The organism is Sodalis sp. RH20 (genome assembly GCF_047324205.1).
Classification (GTDB): Bacteria; Pseudomonadota; Gammaproteobacteria; order Enterobacterales; family Enterobacteriaceae; genus Acerihabitans.
The window spans coordinates 2,875,632-2,891,650 of sequence record NZ_CP178733.1 but is presented as its reverse complement, the minus strand read 5'-3'; the positions used below and the strand labels follow the sequence as shown (position 1 = coordinate 2,891,650).

Annotated in this window: 14 protein-coding genes; 13 read left to right on the top strand and 1 reads right to left on the bottom strand. The window is 59.5% G+C overall.

The annotated features are described in order from the left end of the window. Nucleotides 1-14: 14 nt before the first annotated feature. From ptsG to ACL2XM_RS13250, 9 genes are all read left to right on the top strand, one after another. Nucleotides 15-1,454: a PTS glucose transporter subunit IIBC gene (gene ptsG / locus ACL2XM_RS13290; RefSeq protein ID WP_410015747.1), complete on the top strand. Its 1,440-nt coding sequence runs from the start codon at nucleotides 15-17 to the stop codon at nucleotides 1,452-1,454. 208 nt (nucleotides 1,455-1,662) lie between these two features. After that, nucleotides 1,663-2,013: a purine nucleoside phosphoramidase gene (gene hinT, locus ACL2XM_RS13285; RefSeq protein WP_410015746.1), complete on the top strand. Its 351-nt coding sequence runs from the start codon at nucleotides 1,663-1,665 to the stop codon at nucleotides 2,011-2,013. Nucleotides 2,014-2,056: 43 nt separating this feature from the next. After that, entirely contained in the window at nucleotides 2,057-2,434 is a 378-nt protein-coding gene (locus tag ACL2XM_RS13280) for a YcfL family protein (RefSeq protein ID WP_410015745.1), read from the top strand. Between the two features lie 21 nt (nucleotides 2,435-2,455). Continuing rightward, nucleotides 2,456-3,043 (top strand): penicillin-binding protein activator LpoB, encoded by a 588-nt coding sequence (lpoB, locus tag ACL2XM_RS13275; protein WP_410016580.1) that lies wholly within the window; start codon nucleotides 2,456-2,458, stop codon nucleotides 3,041-3,043. Next, nucleotides 3,030-3,893 (top strand): phosphotransferase, encoded by an 864-nt coding sequence (locus ACL2XM_RS13270; protein ID WP_413722433.1) that lies wholly within the window; start codon nucleotides 3,030-3,032, stop codon nucleotides 3,891-3,893. Before lpoB ends, ACL2XM_RS13270 begins: the two co-directional genes overlap by 14 nt. 11 nt (nucleotides 3,894-3,904) lie before the next feature. Further along, a complete protein-coding gene (nagZ, locus tag ACL2XM_RS13265) occupies nucleotides 3,905-4,948 on the top strand; it encodes a beta-N-acetylhexosaminidase (protein ID WP_410015743.1) in 1,044 nt (347 codons plus the stop codon). Nucleotides 4,949-4,986: 38 nt separating this feature from the next. Then, a complete protein-coding gene (gene ycfP / locus ACL2XM_RS13260; RefSeq protein WP_410015742.1) occupies nucleotides 4,987-5,529 on the top strand; it encodes an alpha/beta hydrolase YcfP in 543 nt (180 codons plus the stop codon). A gap of 225 nt (nucleotides 5,530-5,754) precedes the next feature. After that, on the top strand, nucleotides 5,755-7,062 hold the full coding sequence (locus ACL2XM_RS13255) for an NAD(P)/FAD-dependent oxidoreductase (protein WP_410015741.1): 1,308 nt from the start codon (nucleotides 5,755-5,757) through the stop codon (nucleotides 7,060-7,062). Nucleotides 7,063-7,546: 484 nt separating this feature from the next. Continuing rightward, on the top strand, nucleotides 7,547-8,086 hold the full coding sequence (locus ACL2XM_RS13250) for a glycine zipper 2TM domain-containing protein (protein ID WP_410015740.1): 540 nt from the start codon (nucleotides 7,547-7,549) through the stop codon (nucleotides 8,084-8,086). Between the two features lie 88 nt (nucleotides 8,087-8,174). On the opposite strand, the gene mfd is transcribed toward ACL2XM_RS13250, so the two are convergent. Further along, nucleotides 8,175-11,624 (bottom strand): transcription-repair coupling factor, encoded by a 3,450-nt coding sequence (gene mfd, locus ACL2XM_RS13245; protein ID WP_413728666.1) that lies wholly within the window; start codon nucleotides 11,622-11,624, stop codon nucleotides 8,175-8,177. A 210-nt stretch (nucleotides 11,625-11,834) separates the two neighbouring features. Between mfd and lolC the strand changes: the two genes are divergently transcribed. From lolC to cobB, 4 genes are read left to right on the top strand one after another with little or no spacing between them, the layout of a single operon-like run. Continuing rightward, complete coding sequence (gene lolC / locus ACL2XM_RS13240; protein ID WP_410015738.1) at nucleotides 11,835-13,037, top strand: lipoprotein-releasing ABC transporter permease subunit LolC; 1,203 nt, start codon at nucleotides 11,835-11,837, stop codon at nucleotides 13,035-13,037. After that, on the top strand, nucleotides 13,030-13,737 hold the full coding sequence (lolD, locus tag ACL2XM_RS13235; RefSeq protein ID WP_410015737.1) for a lipoprotein-releasing ABC transporter ATP-binding protein LolD: 708 nt from the start codon (nucleotides 13,030-13,032) through the stop codon (nucleotides 13,735-13,737). Before lolC ends, lolD begins: the two co-directional genes overlap by 8 nt. After that, the gene (lolE, locus tag ACL2XM_RS13230) at nucleotides 13,734-14,981 is read left to right on the top strand and encodes a lipoprotein-releasing ABC transporter permease subunit LolE (protein WP_410015736.1); all 1,248 of its coding nucleotides are present in this window, start codon (nucleotides 13,734-13,736) and stop codon (nucleotides 14,979-14,981) included. Before lolD ends, lolE begins: the two co-directional genes overlap by 4 nt. Nucleotides 14,982-15,025: 44 nt before the next feature. Then, nucleotides 15,026-15,856, top strand: a complete 831-nt coding sequence (gene cobB / locus ACL2XM_RS13225) for a Sir2 family NAD+-dependent deacetylase (protein ID WP_410015735.1) — start codon at nucleotides 15,026-15,028, stop codon at nucleotides 15,854-15,856. Nucleotides 15,857-16,019: the final 163 nt, after the last annotated feature.

The following is a 16,019-nucleotide window of genomic DNA, read 5'->3' as shown; positions in this document are numbered from 1 at the left end:
GAGCATTCATCATTATGTTTAAGAACGCATTCGCCAACCTGCAAAAAGTAGGTAAATCGCTAATGCTACCGGTATCCGTATTACCGATTGCCGGCATCCTGCTCGGCGTCGGTTCCGCTGAATTCAGCTGGATACCCGCCGTTGTTTCCCATGTCATGGCGGAGGCCGGCGGTTCGGTTTTTGCCAATATGCCGTTGATTTTCGCCATCGGCGTGGCGCTGGGGTTCACCAATAATGACGGCGTTTCCGCCCTGGCGGCGGTAGTGGCCTACGGCATCATGGTGAAAACCATGGCGGTAGTGGCGCCACTGGTTCTCGGCCTGCCGGCGCAGGAAATCGCCGCTAAGCATCTGGCCGACACCGGCGTATTGGGCGGCATTATTTCGGGTGCCATCGCCGCTTATATGTTCAATCGGTTTTACCGCATCAAGCTGCCGGAATACCTGGGCTTTTTTGCCGGTAAACGTTTCGTGCCGATTATTTCCGGCCTGATCGCCATCCTGCTCGGCGTCGTTTTATCCTTTATCTGGCCCCCGATCGGGTCGGCCATCCAGGACTTCTCCCAATGGGCGGCATACCAGAACCCGGTGGTGGCCTTCGGCATCTACGGCCTGGTGGAACGCGCGCTGGTGCCTTTCGGCCTGCATCATATCTGGAACGTGCCGTTCCAGATGCAGGTGGGCGAGTTCACCAACGCCGCGGGCCAGGTGTTCCATGGCGATATACCGCGTTATATGGCGGGCGACCCCACCGCAGGCAAGCTGTCCGGCGGCTTCCTGTTCAAGATGTACGGACTGCCGGCCGCCGCGATTGCCATCTGGCATTCGGCTAAACCGGAAAACCGCGCCAAAGTGGGCGGCATCATGATTTCCGGCGCGCTGACCGCATTCCTGACCGGCATTACCGAACCGATTGAATTCGCTTTTATCTTTGTGGCCCCCATTCTTTACGTGATCCACGCCATCCTGGCGGGCCTGGCGTTTCCTATATGTATCCTGCTCGGCATGCGTGACGGCACCAGCTTTTCCCACGGCCTGATCGACTTTGTGGTGCTGAGCGGCAACAGCAGCCGCATTTGGCTGTTCCCGGTGGTGGGTATCCTCTACGGCCTGGTTTACTACACCCTTTTCCGGGTATTGATTGTCAAACTGGATTTGAAAACGCCCGGCCGTGAAGCGACAGGCAGCCAGCAGATCGCCCAGGGCGGCACGGAAATGGCGGGAGCGCTGGTCAAGGCGTTCGGCGGCCGGGACAATATCACCAACCTGGATGCCTGCATTACCCGTTTACGCATCAGCGTGGCGGATATTTCCAAGGTGGACCAGCCAGGGCTGAAATTGCTCGGCGCGGCCGGCGTGGTCGTGGCCGGCTCCGGGGTACAGGCGATATTCGGCACCAAGTCGGATAACCTGAAAACCGATATGGATGAATATATGCGCCATAGCGTGTCATGATGGCGCTATAACGCGTGCGGCAGTACCACAGGGGGGCGAAGGCCTCCCTTATAGTCTGCCGATAACATGTGCACGCCATTGATGCTTTTGCCCACCGTACCCGCGCGTACCGTCCCTCGCTGTAATAAAACCATCCCAAGGTTGAAATAATGGGGGTAAGTCGCTCATACTCCATGCACTAACCTGTTTTGATACAAGGAAAGATGTCATGGCTGAAGAAACTATTTTCAGTAAAATTATTCGCCGGGAAATACCCTCGGAAATCGTTTACCAAGACGAACTGGTTACTGCCTTTCGTGATATTACCCCCAAGGCGCCAAGCCATATCCTGATCGTACCCAATATCCTGATCCCAACCGTAAACGACGTTACCGCCGAACACGAGGCGGCGCTGGGCCGCATGTTTACCGCCGCCGCCAAAATTGCCCGGCAGGAAGGCATCGCCGAAGACGGCTTTCGCCTGATAGTCAATTGCAACCGCCACGGCGGCCAGGAAGTCTATCATCTGCATATGCATCTTCTCGGCGGCAGGGCGCTCGGTCCGCTGGTGAATTTTTGAGCGGCCGCAGGGCGATGGGACACACAAGCAATCGGGGAGGCCTATGCGTTTTACGCCGCCGTTTTTAGCCATGCTGCTGCTTATCACGGGTTGTACCGCCAGTCATAACAAGACGCTGATGATTAACGATCGGCAGACGCTGATTATGGATCCGTCGGTAATGACGGCCGGGATTACCGCCGAAGCGCCCACCATCGGCGACGACCAGGGCCGCCGCCGTGCGCACGCCACGATCGGCAACGGACAGGATCATGCCGTTACCGTCAATTACCGGTTTTATTGGTACGACCCGCAGGGTCTGGACGTACTGCCTTTCCCCGCTACCCGTACACTGGTGATCCCGCCGGGCGCCGATGTCACCGTTGAATCCATCACCGGTAATCTCGAGGCCAGGCGCGTTCGCCTCTATCTGTTTTTGTAACCTATGTTTGAGTGATGGATGATGAAAAAGTATCTCTTTGTCGCATTAGCCGCGCTGGTGCTGACCGGATGTCCGACGCGCGCGCCGGAACCGGAGCAGCCGCCCGCCACTATTGAACCGGCCCAGCCGGTGCCGGCGCCTGAGCCGGTTCCGTCGCAGCCACAGCCGCAGCCGGTACCGCAGCCGCCTAAGCTCAGGACTCTGGATTGGCCGGCAAGCGTCGCGCCGCTGGTCAAGCAAATGCTTGGCGCCCAGGGGATCGCGCCTGGCAGCGTACTGTTGATCAATAGCATGAAAAACAATACCAATGGCAGCATACAGACCGGCAAAGCTACCGCCGCAATCTACAGCGCCCTGGCGGCGGATAAGACCTTTACCATCATCAGCCAGGACCAGATGGCGTCGGCCAAGCAGACCCTGGGACTGTCGGTGGACGATAGTCTGGAGTCGCGCAGCAAGGCGGTAGGGTTGGCGCGCTATCTCAATGCGCAATATGTGCTTTACAGCGACGCCAATGGCGATGCAAAACTGCCCGACATCGAGATGCAGTTAATGCTGGTGCAATCCGGCGAGATTGTCTGGTCGGGTAAAGGGCTTGCGCAAGAGTAGCGTCTCCCTTGATGTTCTGTTGACGCAGGTGCCGGCGATGAATGTCGCCGGCCGGAGGGTGGCGCCGGTGCATGGCCTGACCGGCGCCAGCTGGCGGGTCAGCGCCGCGGGTGGGGATCTCATCGCGCGGGAAGCGACGCCGTCTGAACGGCTGCTGGGCGTGGACCGGCGGCGGGAATATCGCCTGCTGCGGCGCTTGCCCGCCGGCACCCCGGCGCCAAAGCCGCTGGCCGGTACGGCGCAATGGCTGCTGTTGGAGTGGCTTGCCGGGGAATGCCTGACGCCGGCCGGGTGGCAGGCGGCGGTTGCCGGAGGCCAGCTTGCCGCCGTGCTGGCGCAATTGCATCGCGGGCCGCGCCACGGTTATCCTATTGCCCTGCGGGCCCGGTACGCCGCCTACTGGCAGGCCAGCGATCCGGCGCGCCGCTGTCCGGCCTGGCTGCGGCTGCAGCAGCGGTTTATGCGCGCCAAAATGCCCGCGCCGCTGTGCTGCGCGCCGTTGCATATGGATATCCACCCCGGCAATGTGCTGCGCGCGCCTGACGGCGGGCTGCGGCTGATTGACTGGGAATACGCCGGCGACGGCGATATCGCCCTGGAACTGGCGGCGCTGTTTCGCGGCAACGGGCTGGACGAAGGTCTGCAGGCGGATTTCCTGCGCGCCTACCAGGCCGGCTCAAGCTCCCCTGGCTATGCCACGGCCGTTCTCCGGCGGCGCATTGCCGCCTGGGCGCCGTGGGTCGATTACCTGATGTTGATGTGGTACGAAGTCCGCTGGCGGCAAACGCGCCAACGGCATTTTTTGCGGCATGCGGCGCCGCTGCGCCGCCATTTGGGTTTACCGTTTTGAACGAGGTTGTCGTGGGTCCATTGATGTTAGATGTCGCCAGCTATGAGTTGGATAACGAAGAGCGTGAAATATTGCAGCACCCGATGGTGGGCGGCGTGATTATTTTTACCCGCAACTATCACGATCCCGATCAGCTGGCAGCGCTGGTAGCGCAAATTCGCCGCGCGTCGCGCCAGCGGCTGGTGGTGGCGGTGGACCAGGAAGGGGGCCGGGTACAGCGTTTTCGTGAAGGATTTACCCTCCTGCCCGCCGCCCAGGCGTATGCGGCGCTGCGCCCCATGGCGCAGGCGACGGCCCTGGCCCGCGACGCCGGCTGGCTGATGGCGGCGGAAATGACCGCCATGGATATCGATATCAGTTTTGCGCCGGTACTGGATATCGGGCATGGCAGCCTGGCTATCGGCGAACGCGCCTTTCACCATCAGGCGGAGCCGGCCATCGAGCTGGCGGAAAATTTTATCGCCGGCATGCATCAGGCCGGCATGAAGGCCACGGGCAAGCATTTCCCCGGCCACGGGGCGGTGACCGCCGACTCGCATAAGGAAACGCCCGTCGACGGCCGTCCCCTGGACGAGATTCGCGCCCATGATATGCACGTCTTTACCACGCTTGTCGCGCGCGGCGCGCTGGACGCCATTATGCCCGCCCATGTGGTTTATACCGAGGCGGACCCCCTGCCGGCCAGCGCTTCCGCTTTTTGGCTGAAGACGGTTCTGCGCCGCGAGCTGGGCTTTGCCGGTATTATTTTTTCCGATGATCTCTCCATGGAAGGCGCGGCGGTGATGGGGGGCTATGCCGAGCGGGCGCAGGCTTCGCTGGATGCCGGCTGCGATATGATTTTGGTGTGCAATAACCGCGCCGGGGCCATCAAGGTGCTGGATAATCTGTCACCGATCAAAGTCGACGTTCTCGAGACGTTATACCATCGGGGAGTGATTTCCCGTAAGGAACTGCTCGGCTCCACGCGCTGGCGGCAGGTGCATCAACAGCTTACGCTGCTGGGAGCGCAGTGGGCCGAGGAAAAACAGCGGCGGATAGAATTCCCGGACCACTGACGTTCAGCGTCCGGACTTATTGAGCGACGAGGATAGTGATGATTATCTATTTGCATGGTTTTGATTCCAACAGTCCCGGTAATCATGAAAAAGTGCTGCAGCTTCAGTTTATCGACCCCGATGTGCGGCTGATAAGCTACAGCACCCGTCATCCACGCCACGATATGCAGCATCTGTTAAAAGAAGTGGACAAGATGCAGCAACTGACCGATGACGAGCGTCCGCTGATTTGCGGCGTCGGACTGGGCGGGTTCTGGGCGGAGCGCATCGGGTTCCTGTGCGACATGCGCCAGGTGATCGTTAATCCGAATTTATTTCCGGATGAGAATATGCCGGGCAAAATCGATCGTCCGGAAGAGTACGTGGATATCGCCACCAAATGCGTGGAGAACTTCCGCGAGAAAAACCGCGACCGCTGCCTGGTGTTGCTTTCGCGCAATGATGAAGCCCTGGACAGTCGCCGCAGCGCGGCGCTGCTGGCGCCGTTTTACGAGATTATCTGGGATGAGGAGCAAAGCCATAAATTCAAAAATATCGCCCCCCATGTGCTGAGGATCCAGAGTTTCAAGGCGCTGGGTTAAGCGCCCCGGCCAACCGGCATCAGGGCGCCTGTGCGCGGGTGCCCGGTTGCGTTTTTATTCTCTGCCTTATTAGGCCAAAATTGATTTATATCAATTTTGGTATGACCAAATGACCCTTCATGGTAATCTTGCAGCAACAACAGTTTATTTGAAGGTAACCACGTGTTTTATAAGGGTATTTATTTTTACTCTTAGTTAACGATTGGTTTACATTTGGAGGTTATTTTGTCATTACCCCTGAAGCAGATTGTTATCGTTGGCGGCGGCGCCGGCGGCCTGGAACTCGCCACCCGTTTGGGATCCGCCTTGGGCCGCAGTAAAAAGGCGGACATCACCCTGGTGGATCGCAATCACAGCCATTTATGGAAACCTTTGCTGCACGAGGTGGCCACCGGTTCGTTGGATGAAGGCGTAGATGCCATCAGCTACCTGGCCCATGCCCGCAATCATCACTTTTTTTTCCAGATGGGCAGCCTGAGCAATATTAACCGCGACGATAAAACGCTGCAGCTGGATGAAATCCGCGATGCCCACGGCGATCTGCTGGTGCCGGTGCGCCAGCTGCCTTATGACATCCTGGTGATGGCGCTCGGCAGCGTATCCAACGACTTCGGCACCGCCGGGGTGAAGGAAAATTGTATTTTCCTCGACAATCCCGCGCAGGCCCAGCGGTTCCATAATGAAATGCTCAATCTGTTCCTGAAGTTTTCCACCCAGCCGCACGGCCCGGATGAGCGCGTGAATATCGCCATCGTCGGCGGCGGCGCCACCGGCGTGGAACTGTCGGCCGAACTGCATAACGCGGTTCAGGAATTGCACAGCTACGGGTTTAAAGGCCTCGATAACCAGGCGCTGAACGTAACGCTGGTCGAGGCGGGCGAGCGTATCCTGCCGGCGTTGCCCGCGCGTATTTCCGCCTCGGCTCACCATGAGCTGGGAAAAATGGGCGTCCGGGTCCTGACCAAGACGCTGGTGACCAGTGCCGGGCCAGGCGGGCTGACCACCAAGGACGGCGAGTTTATCCCGGCGGAACTGATGGTGTGGGCGGCCGGCATCAAAGCGCCGGATTTCCTGAAGGATATCGCCGGGCTGGAAACCAATCGCACCAATCAGCTGGTGGTGACGCCCACCCTGCAAACCACCCGCGATCCCGCGATTTTCGCCATCGGCGACTGCGCGTCCTGTCCGCAACCCGCCGGCGGGTTTGTGCCGCCGCGCGCCCAGGCCGCGCACCAAATGGCGAGCCGGGCGTACGCTAATATCCTGGCGCTGTTAAAAGACCGGGAACTGAAACCCTATGTCTATAAGGATCACGGCTCCCTGGTATCGCTATCCCGGTTCAGCACCGTGGGCAGCCTGATGGGCAATCTGATGCGCGGCTCCATGATGATAGAGGGCCGTATCGCCCGCGCGGTGTATATTTCTCTGTACCGCATGCATCAAGTGGCCCTGCACGGCCTGTTCAAAACCGGGCTTATCGTGCTGGTGGGGCGGATTAACCGTGTGATCCGGCCGCATTTAAAACTGCATTAATTGCAGGCAGGCATTCCCTCTGATACGGCTGCGCCAGGTTCGGCGCCAGCCTGCCGCCGGGCAGGAAAATCTGCCCGGCTAATGCCTCTGCGCCCCCTTTCCCTGCAATATGCCCAAGCTGACGCGGCAATCACACGGTTTGCGGCGCTAACATATTGTATTAGCAATGCTTACCCTTAGCATAAAACGCCGATAATGGCGCTTAAACCCCTAGGAATTATCCCAAACTGGCTTTGGCGCATGCATAAATGCCCTATTTTGGCTATTAGTCTTATTGCCGCTGTCGCCTGCTTTGTGCAGACTTCGGTTCATCCGGTGGGCGAATCACGCACGCCGTGCCGGAGGAGTCCATGAGTTCCGTTTTGCGCTAGCGTCCGGAGAGGGCCGGCAGTCATTAACCCAGGCGTAGTTAGCGTAATCGACTGCCTCTGGGATCCGGTTGCTGCCAGTGAATGCGTGGGTTATTACTTCAGGAGGATTTCCCATGAATAAATCAATGTTGGCCGGTGTCGGTATCGGGATTGCCGCGGCGTCAGGGATTGCGGCGGTTGCCGGACTGGATGTGTTCTCCTCTGGTCCGCGATATGCGCAGGTAGTCACGGCAACGCCAATCAATGAAACCATTAAAACCCCCCGCCAGGAATGCCGGAATGTCGCCGTTACCCATCGCCGTCCGGTGCAGGACGAAAATAAAATCGCCGGTTCTTTGCTCGGCGCGGTGGCGGGCGGCGTCTTAGGGCATCAGTTCGGCGGCGGGCGCGGCAAGGACGTGGCCACGGTGGCGGGGGCGCTGGCGGGCGGATACACCGGCAACCAGGTACAGGGCAATCTGCAAAATCGCGACACCTATACCACCACCCAGCAGCGCTGCCAGACGGTTTATGATAAATCGCAGAAGCTATTGGGTTACGATGTTACCTACAAGATCGGCGATGAACAGGGGAAAATCCGCATGGATCATGATCCAGGCACGCAGATTCCCTTGGATGGCAAAGGCCGTCTGGATTTGAACAAACAGGTCTAGTACCGCAATCGCAACAGCGCCGGTGGCCGTCATCCGCATCGAGCCGCTGCGTGACTGCCCGGGACAAGCCGTCCGGGCAGTCACGGACTCAGGCGGGAACCTGATGTTGATCCAGTCCCGCCAGCAGTTGATCCACATACTGCAGTCGTTCCAGCCGTTCCGGCAGTGGCTTGATGAATTTCAGCCGCGTCGGGCCGTCGAGACGGAAGGTCTTGGGATCGCGCTGCAGCAGGCCGATAAGATAGACCGGATCCACGGTGTTTTTCTCGCTAAATTCAATAAACCCGCCTTTTTCATTGCCCTCGATGCGTTTGATACCCAGTTTGCGCGCCCGTTGCCGCAGGCCGGCGATATCCAGCAGATGACGCGCCGGATCGGGCAACAGCCCAAAGCGGTCGATCAATTCCACCTTCAGCTCTTCAATTTCCCGGGTATCGGGCGCGCTGGCGATGCGTTTATAGAAAGATAAACGTGTATTGACGTCGGGAATATAGTCTTCCGGCAACAGGGCGGGCATGCGCAGCTCCACATCCGTGAGCTGGCTGGTTAAATCCTCCAGCGAGGGTTCGCGCCCGGCCTTGAGCGCGTCCACCGCGCTCTCCAGCAGTTCCATATATAATGAAAACCCAATGGTTTGCAACTGGCCGCTCTGGTCTTCTCCCAGCAGTTCGCCGGCGCCGCGAATTTCCAGATCGTGGGTGGCCAGGGCGAAACCCGCGCCCAGATCCTCCAGCGACGCAATGGCCTCCAGGCGTTTTAACGCATCCTGGCTCAGGGCCTTGGGCGGCGGGGTCAGCAGGTAGGCGTAGGCCTGGTGATGGGAGCGCCCCACACGGCCGCGCAGCTGGTGCAATTGCGCCAGCCCGAAATGGTCGGCGCGCTCGATGATAATGGTATTGGCATTGGCGATATCAATACCGGTCTCAATAATGGTGGTGCAGACCAGGACATTGAAGCGCTGGTGATGGAAATCATTCATCACCCGCTCCAGATCCCGTTCCCGCATCTGGCCGTGGCCGATGGCGATACGTGCTTCCGGCACCAGTTCCTGCAGGCGATGGGTGGCTTTTTCAATATTTTCTACATCGTTGTACAGATAATAAACCTGCCCGCCGCGCAGCACTTCGCGCAGGATAGCCTCGCGCACCACCAGGCTGTCGTATTCGCGCACAAAGGTTTTTACCGCCAGCCGGCGGGCGGGCGGCGTGGCGATGATGGACAGATCGCGCATACCGCTCATGGCCATATTCAGGGTACGCGGGATGGGCGTGGCGGTCAGGGTCAGGATATCCACATCGGCGCGCATCGCCTTGATGCGCTCTTTATGGCGCACCCCGAAGCGATGTTCCTCGTCGACAATCAGCAGGCCCAGATCGCGCCATTTAATCTCGTTTTGCAGCAGCTTGTGGGTCCCTATCAGGATATCCACCTTGCCGTCGGCGGTCTGCTCCAGGACCTGGGCCTGATCCCTGGCGCTGCGAAACCGGGAAATCATCTCGATGCGCACCGGCCAGTTGGCGAAACGATCGCGGAAATTATCGAAATGCTGCTGGGCGAGCAGGGTGGTCGGCACCAGCACGGCCACCTGCTTATGATTCTCAATGGCCAGGAACGCGGCGCGCATCGCCACTTCGGTTTTGCCGAACCCCACATCGCCGCACACCAGGCGGTCCATGGCCAGAGGCTGGCACATATCGCTTAACACCGCGTTAATCGCCTGTGCCTGGTCGGGCGTGGGCTCAAAGGGGAAACCCTCGCAAAACAGCTGGTAATTCTCGCGGTTTTGCCGGAAAGCAAAGCCCACCTTCGCCGCCCGTTGCGCATAGATATCCAGCAGTTCGGCCGCCACGTCGCGCACCCGTTCCGCCGCTTTCTGCCGCGCGCGCGACCAGACGTCGCCGCCGAGCTTATGCAGGGGCGCGTTCTCCTGGGCGCCGCCGGAATAGCGGCTGATCAGATGCAGCGAGGAAACCGGCACATACAGCTTATCGTGGCCGGCATAGGTCAGGATCAGGTACTCGGCCTTGATGCCGCCGGCTTCCAGGGTGGTCATGCCGCCGTAGCGGCCGACGCCGTGTTCCAGGTGCACCACCGGCTGGCCCGGATGCAATTCCGCCAGGTTGCGGATCAGGGTATCGGCATTAATGGCGCGGCGGTTATCCTGACGCCGCCTGCTTACCCTTTCCCCCAGCAGGTCCCCTTCGCATATCAGGGCGCGCCCGCGGAACTGATCGATGAAACCGCGTTCGCTGGCGCCGATAATCAGGTAGTTGCCGGGGCCTTGGGCATCATCGAGCCGGGCGATTAATTTGGGGTTGATCTTGATGCGCGCCAGCAGTTCCTGCAGCGTTTCGCGCCGTCCCTCGCTTTCCACCGAAAAAATCACGCAGCCGTCGAACTGCTCGCAGAACCGGCGTAATTTATCCATCGGCGCTTTGTTTTGCGCCTCCACCGCCAGGTCCGGCAGCGGCTGATATTCCATATTGATATTGGCGGCTTTCGCGTCCAGCCGCTCGCCGATCAACTGTACCCGCGGCCAGTTTTTCAGCTCGCTGAACAGCCCGTCGACCCGTAGCCACAGCATTTCGGGCGCCACCAACGGCCGCATCGGGTCCACCCGGCGGTTTTCATAACGCGCCACGGCATCCGCCCAGAACCGCCCGGCCCCGGCTTCCAGATCGCCGGTATTGACCAGCAGGGTATTGGCGGGCAGGTAGCTGAACAATGCCGGCAGCGGTTCGCTGAAAAACAGGGGTTGCCAATATTCGATGCCCGGAGGCAAGGTGCCCTTGCTCACCTGCTGGTAGATATGCTCGGCGTCGCGCCGGACCTCGAACTGTTCGCGCCATTGGCTGCGGAACAGCTCAATGGCCGTTTTGTCGGTGGGAAACTCATGGGCCGGCAACAGGTTTATCTGATCCACTTCGTGCAGGGTGCGCTGGCTGTCGACATCAAAAATGCGCAGGCTGTCGATTTCATCATCGAAAAAATCGATCCGGTACGGTTCTTCGCTGCCCATGGGATAAAGATCGAGCAGGGCGCCGCGCGTGGCGTACTCTCCGTGCTCCATGACCTGATCCACGCTGCGGTAGCCGGCCTGCTCCAGCTGCGCGCGCAGCTTGTCCCTGGAGAGGCGCTGGCCTTTTTTCATCACCAGCGCGTGGCCGTGCAGGAATGAATGGGGGCATATCCGTTGCATAAGGGTATTGATCGGCAGGATAATGACCCCGCGATCCATGGCCGGCAGTTGATATAATGTCGACAATCGATCGGATATGATTTCCTGGTGCGGGGAAAAATTGTCGTAAGGCAGGGTTTCCCAGTCGGGCAGGGTGATCACCGGATGGCGCGTAAACTGCCGGATTTCGTCGTGCAGGCGCAGGGCGTTTTGCATATCCGGCGCCACCAGCATCACGGGACCGGGGTAGCGATCGACAATGGCGGCGCATTCGACGGCGCAGGCGGCGCCGGTGAGTTGACCCAATAAACGTTGTTCACCGGGTTTAGTGGGTAAGGTATAACGATATTGTTCGGACATAAACAGTGGTCAGATCTCTTCTCTTGCGCCGGGGCCAATACGATATGGACTATGGCGAAACGTGCGTGCATTGAGCATGATGGCTTATGTTAGGCAGCCTAACAAGAATAAAAGCCGGCGGTAGCGGCGGTTAGTAGTTCCATAATAGGGTACGACCCTTTATTATCCTTGATCACTTTGCTTTGGCAACCGGCATCCAAACGGAATTCAATGTATCAACCTGTCGCATTATATATTGGCCTGCGCTACATGCGCGGGCGGGCATCAGACCGCTTCGGGCGCTTTGTCTCCTGGCTATCCACCATCGGCATTACCCTCGGCGTCATGGCGCTGGTCACCGTATTATCGGTGATGAACGGCTTCGAGCGCGAGCTGGAAGGTAACATTCTCGGCGTCATGCCCCAGGCATTGATTACCACCCCCGGCGGCTCGCTTGATCCTAAACGCATTCCGCCCTCGGCGCTAGGTGCGCTTAAGGGCGTCAGCCGTATCGTGCCGCTGACCACCGGCGACGTGGTGCTGCAAAGCGCGCGCAGCGTAGCCGTCGGGGTCATGCTGGGCGTCAATCCGCAGGATCCCGAACCGCTGGCCCGCTACCTGGTTAACATCCATATGGATGCGCTCCAGCCCGGGAGTTACCAGGTTATCCTCGGCGAACAGCTGGCGGGACAACTCGGCGTGAAACGCGGCGATCAGCTGCGGTTAATGGTGCCAGGCTCAAGCCAGTTTACGCCGATGGGCCGCATTCCCAGCCAACGCCTGTTTACCGTGGCCGGCACCTTTGCCGCCAACAGCGAGGTGGACCAATACCAGCTGTTGACCAACCAGCAGGACGCCTCGCGCCTGATGCGCTACCCGGCCGGCAATATCACCGGCTGGCGCCTGTGGCTGCAAAAGCCCCTGGACGTCGAGGCGGTCAGCCGCCAGCGGCTTCCCGAAGGCACCCAATGGAAGGACTGGCGCGAGCGCAAAGGCGAGCTGTTCCAGGCGGTGCGCATGGAAAAGAACATGATGGGCCTGCTGCTGAGCCTGATAGTGGCGGTGGCGGCGTTCAACATTATCACCTCGCTCGGCCTGCTGGTGATGGAAAAACAGGGTGAGGTGGCCATTCTGCAGACCCTCGGCCTGACCCGGCGCCAGGTGATGCTGGTGTTTATGGTGCAGGGCGCCGGCGCCGGCATTATCGGCGCCCTTCTGGGCACCGGCCTGGGCGTGCTGCTGGCCAGCCAACTGAATAATTTAATGCCGGTGATCGGCGCTTTCCTCGATGGCGCGGAGCTGCCGGTCGATATCGACTCACTGCAGGTTGCCACCATCGCCGTGCTGGCGATGGTCGTGGCGCTACTGTCCACGCTTTATCCTTCCTGGCGCGCGGCCGCCGTTCATCCCGCTGAGGCTTTACGTTATGAATAATGCTCCTTTGTTGCAGTGTAACAATTTGAGTAAGCGTTACCAGGAAGGCAAGTTGTTTACCGATGTACTGCGCGACGTGTCCTTTTCGATGCTGCCGGGCGAGATGATGGCCATCGTCGGCAGTTCGGGCTCGGGTAAAAGTACCCTGCTGCATTTGCTCGGCGGCCTGGACGAGCCGACCTCCGGCGAGGTGATTTTTGAAGGCCAGCAGCTGACGGCCTTATCCTCCCAGGCGCGCGCGGAGATCCGTAACCGCCGGCTGGGGTTTATCTATCAGTTCCATCATTTGCTGCCGGATTTCACCGCGCTGGAAAATGTCGCCATGCCGCTGCTTATCGGCGGCACCACGCCGCAGCAGGCAAAGGCTACCGCGCGGGAAATGCTGGCGTCGGTCGGGCTGGATAAACGCGGCCATCACCGTCCTGCCGAGTTATCCGGCGGCGAGCGGCAGCGGGTGGCGATAGCGCGCGCCCTGGTCAACCATCCGGCGCTGGTACTGGCCGACGAGCCTACCGGCAACCTGGATCAGCGCACCGCCGACAGTATTTTTGAACTGCTCGGCGAACTGAATATGCGCCAGGGCACCGCGTTTTTAGTCGTCACCCACGATCTTCACCTGGCGCGGCGCCTGAACCGTCAGTTGGAAATGCGCGACGGCCAGCTGCGGCGGGACGGCGACCTGCTGGGAGCGCAGGAATGAGGGGATTTCCGCTTTCGTTGCAAATTGCGCTGCGTTTTAGCCGCGGCCGGCGTCGCGGCGGCATGGTGTCGCTGATTTCGATTATCTCCACCGTCGGCATCGCGCTCGGCGTGGCGGTACTGATTATCGGCCTGAGCGCCATGAACGGCTTTGAGCGCGAATTGAATAACCGTATTTTAGCGGTAGTGCCGCATGGCGAAATCGAGCCGGTTAACCCGCCTTTTACCGACTGGCCGGCGATATTAACCCGGATTGAAAAAGTGCCGGGCATCGCCGCGGCGGCGCCCTACATCACTTTCACCGGCCTGGTGGAGCGGGGTGTTAAGCTCAAGGCCATCCAGATCAAAGGCGTCGACCCGCGGCAAGAGTCCAACCTGAGCGCGCTGCCGCGCTATGTCCAGGATAATGCCTGGCAGGCGTTCAGTGCCGGTAAGCAGCAGATCATTATCGGCCAGGGGGTGGCGCAAGCCCTGGATGTCAAGCAGGGCGACTGGCTGACCGTGATGATCCCCAACAGCGATCCGCAAATGAAACTGCTGGAGCCAAAGCGTATCCGCCTGCAGGTGAGCGGTATCCTGGCGCTCAGCGGCCAGCTGGATCACAGCTTTGCCATGGTGCCGCTGGCGGATGCCCAGCAGTACCTGGATAAAGGCCAGGACGTCAGCGGCATCGCCATTAAGGTGAATAATCCCTTCATCGCCAATAAGCTGGTGCGGGACGCGGGCGAGGTGACGAAAACGTATGTGTATATCCGCAGCTGGATGGGCACCTACGGTTATATGTACCGGGATATCCAGATGATCCGCGCCATCATGTACCTGGCCATGGTGCTGGTGATTGGCGTGGCGTGCTTTAACATCGTTTCCACGCTGGTGATGGCGGTTAAGGATAAAAGCACCGATATTGCGATATTGCGTACCCTGGGCGCCAAAGACCGCTTAACCCGTGCTATTTTTATTTGGTATGGCCTGCTTGCCGGCCTTACGGGCAGCCTGAGCGGCGTGGTGGCCGGCGTGCTGGTGGCGCTTAACCTCACGGATGTGATTAAAGGGATCGAACGTTTGCTGGGGCATAATTTATTATCCGGTGATATTTATTATATCGATTTCCTGCCAACCGAACTGCATTGGCTTGACGTGGCGATCGTGCTGGGCACGGCGCTGCTGCTTAGCCTGCTGGCCAGTTGGTATCCGGCGCGGCGGGCCAGCCGTATCGACCCGGCAAGAGTGCTCAGCGGTTTATAAACGCCTTGCGGCCTATCCGTGCCATGCATTAAGGAATCAGCAGCATGCGTATTCATCGCCGGTTAATCCGGTTTCGTAAAAGTAAACGGCTCAGGCAGCAGCGATTGCGCTCACGTATTTTTCACCGTGACACCATGGCGGTAACCAAGATGAAAAAACCTTTTGTAGTGGTGCTTACCGGCGCCGGGATCTCGGCTGAATCGGGTATTCGTACTTTTCGCGCCGCCGATGGCCTGTGGGAAGAGCATCGGGTCGAGGATGTCGCCACTCCTGAGGGCTTCCAGCGTAACCCGCAGCTGGTGCAGGCGTTTTATAACGCCCGCCGCCGCCAGCTGCAGCAGCCGGAAATCAAGCCCAACGCCGCCCACGTGGCGCTGGCGGAGCTGGAGCAGATGCTGGGCGATAATTTTCTTTTGGTCACGCAGAATATCGATAACCTGCACGAACGGGCCGGCAGCCGGCGCGTGATCCATATGCATGGCGAACTGCTCAAGGTGCGCTGCGTCAGCAGCGGCCAGATTATCGAGTGGACCGACGATATTACGGAAACCGACCGTTGTCATTGCTGCCAATTCCCGGCGGTGCTGCGTCCGCACGTGGTCTGGTTTGGCGAAATGCCGCTGGGCATGGATGCCATATACGACGCCCTTGGCAAAGCGGATTATTTCCTGGCGATCGGCACCTCCGGCCATGTTTATCCGGCGGCGGGGTTTGTCCATGAGGCGCGAATAAGCGGGGCCAGGACGGTGGAGCTCAACCTCGAGCCCAGCCAGGTGGAGAGCCAGTTCGAGGAGCGGATTTACGGTCCGGCGAGCGAATGTGTGCCGGCATATGTGGCGCGGTTTATTGAGGGCTTTGTGGAGCAGCGGGGATAAATCGGAACGCTGTGGCGCGTTGAGGAGAATTGCCGCTGCCAGGGATTGGGACGCGCGGCGAGGGTAAGGTTTGCTTTGGGCTTGGTCGGGATCTGGTCGTTCGGCGAGGGTTTCGCTTGCCATGACTGCGCCAAGGGCAAAACCTGTCCCGCGTTACAATGCT

Coding starts and splice junctions, on each gene's coding strand:
- lolD (WP_410015737.1), top strand. CDS start 13,030: ATGAATAATGCTCCTTTGTTGCAGTGTAACAATTTGAGTAAGCGTTAC.
- cobB (WP_410015735.1), top strand. CDS start 15,026: ATGCGTATTCATCGCCGGTTAATCCGGTTTCGTAAAAGTAAACGGCTC.
- lpoB (WP_410016580.1), top strand. CDS start 2,456: ATGAAAAAGTATCTCTTTGTCGCATTAGCCGCGCTGGTGCTGACCGGA.
- ACL2XM_RS13280 (WP_410015745.1), top strand. CDS start 2,057: ATGCGTTTTACGCCGCCGTTTTTAGCCATGCTGCTGCTTATCACGGGT.
- lolE (WP_410015736.1), top strand. CDS start 13,734: ATGAGGGGATTTCCGCTTTCGTTGCAAATTGCGCTGCGTTTTAGCCGC.
- ycfP (WP_410015742.1), top strand. CDS start 4,987: ATGATTATCTATTTGCATGGTTTTGATTCCAACAGTCCCGGTAATCAT.
- hinT (WP_410015746.1), top strand. CDS start 1,663: ATGGCTGAAGAAACTATTTTCAGTAAAATTATTCGCCGGGAAATACCC.
- ptsG (WP_410015747.1), top strand. CDS start 15: ATGTTTAAGAACGCATTCGCCAACCTGCAAAAAGTAGGTAAATCGCTA.
- ACL2XM_RS13250 (WP_410015740.1), top strand. CDS start 7,547: ATGAATAAATCAATGTTGGCCGGTGTCGGTATCGGGATTGCCGCGGCG.
- mfd (WP_413728666.1), bottom strand. CDS start 11,624: ATGTCCGAACAATATCGTTATACCTTACCCACTAAACCCGGTGAACAA.
- lolC (WP_410015738.1), top strand. CDS start 11,835: ATGTATCAACCTGTCGCATTATATATTGGCCTGCGCTACATGCGCGGG.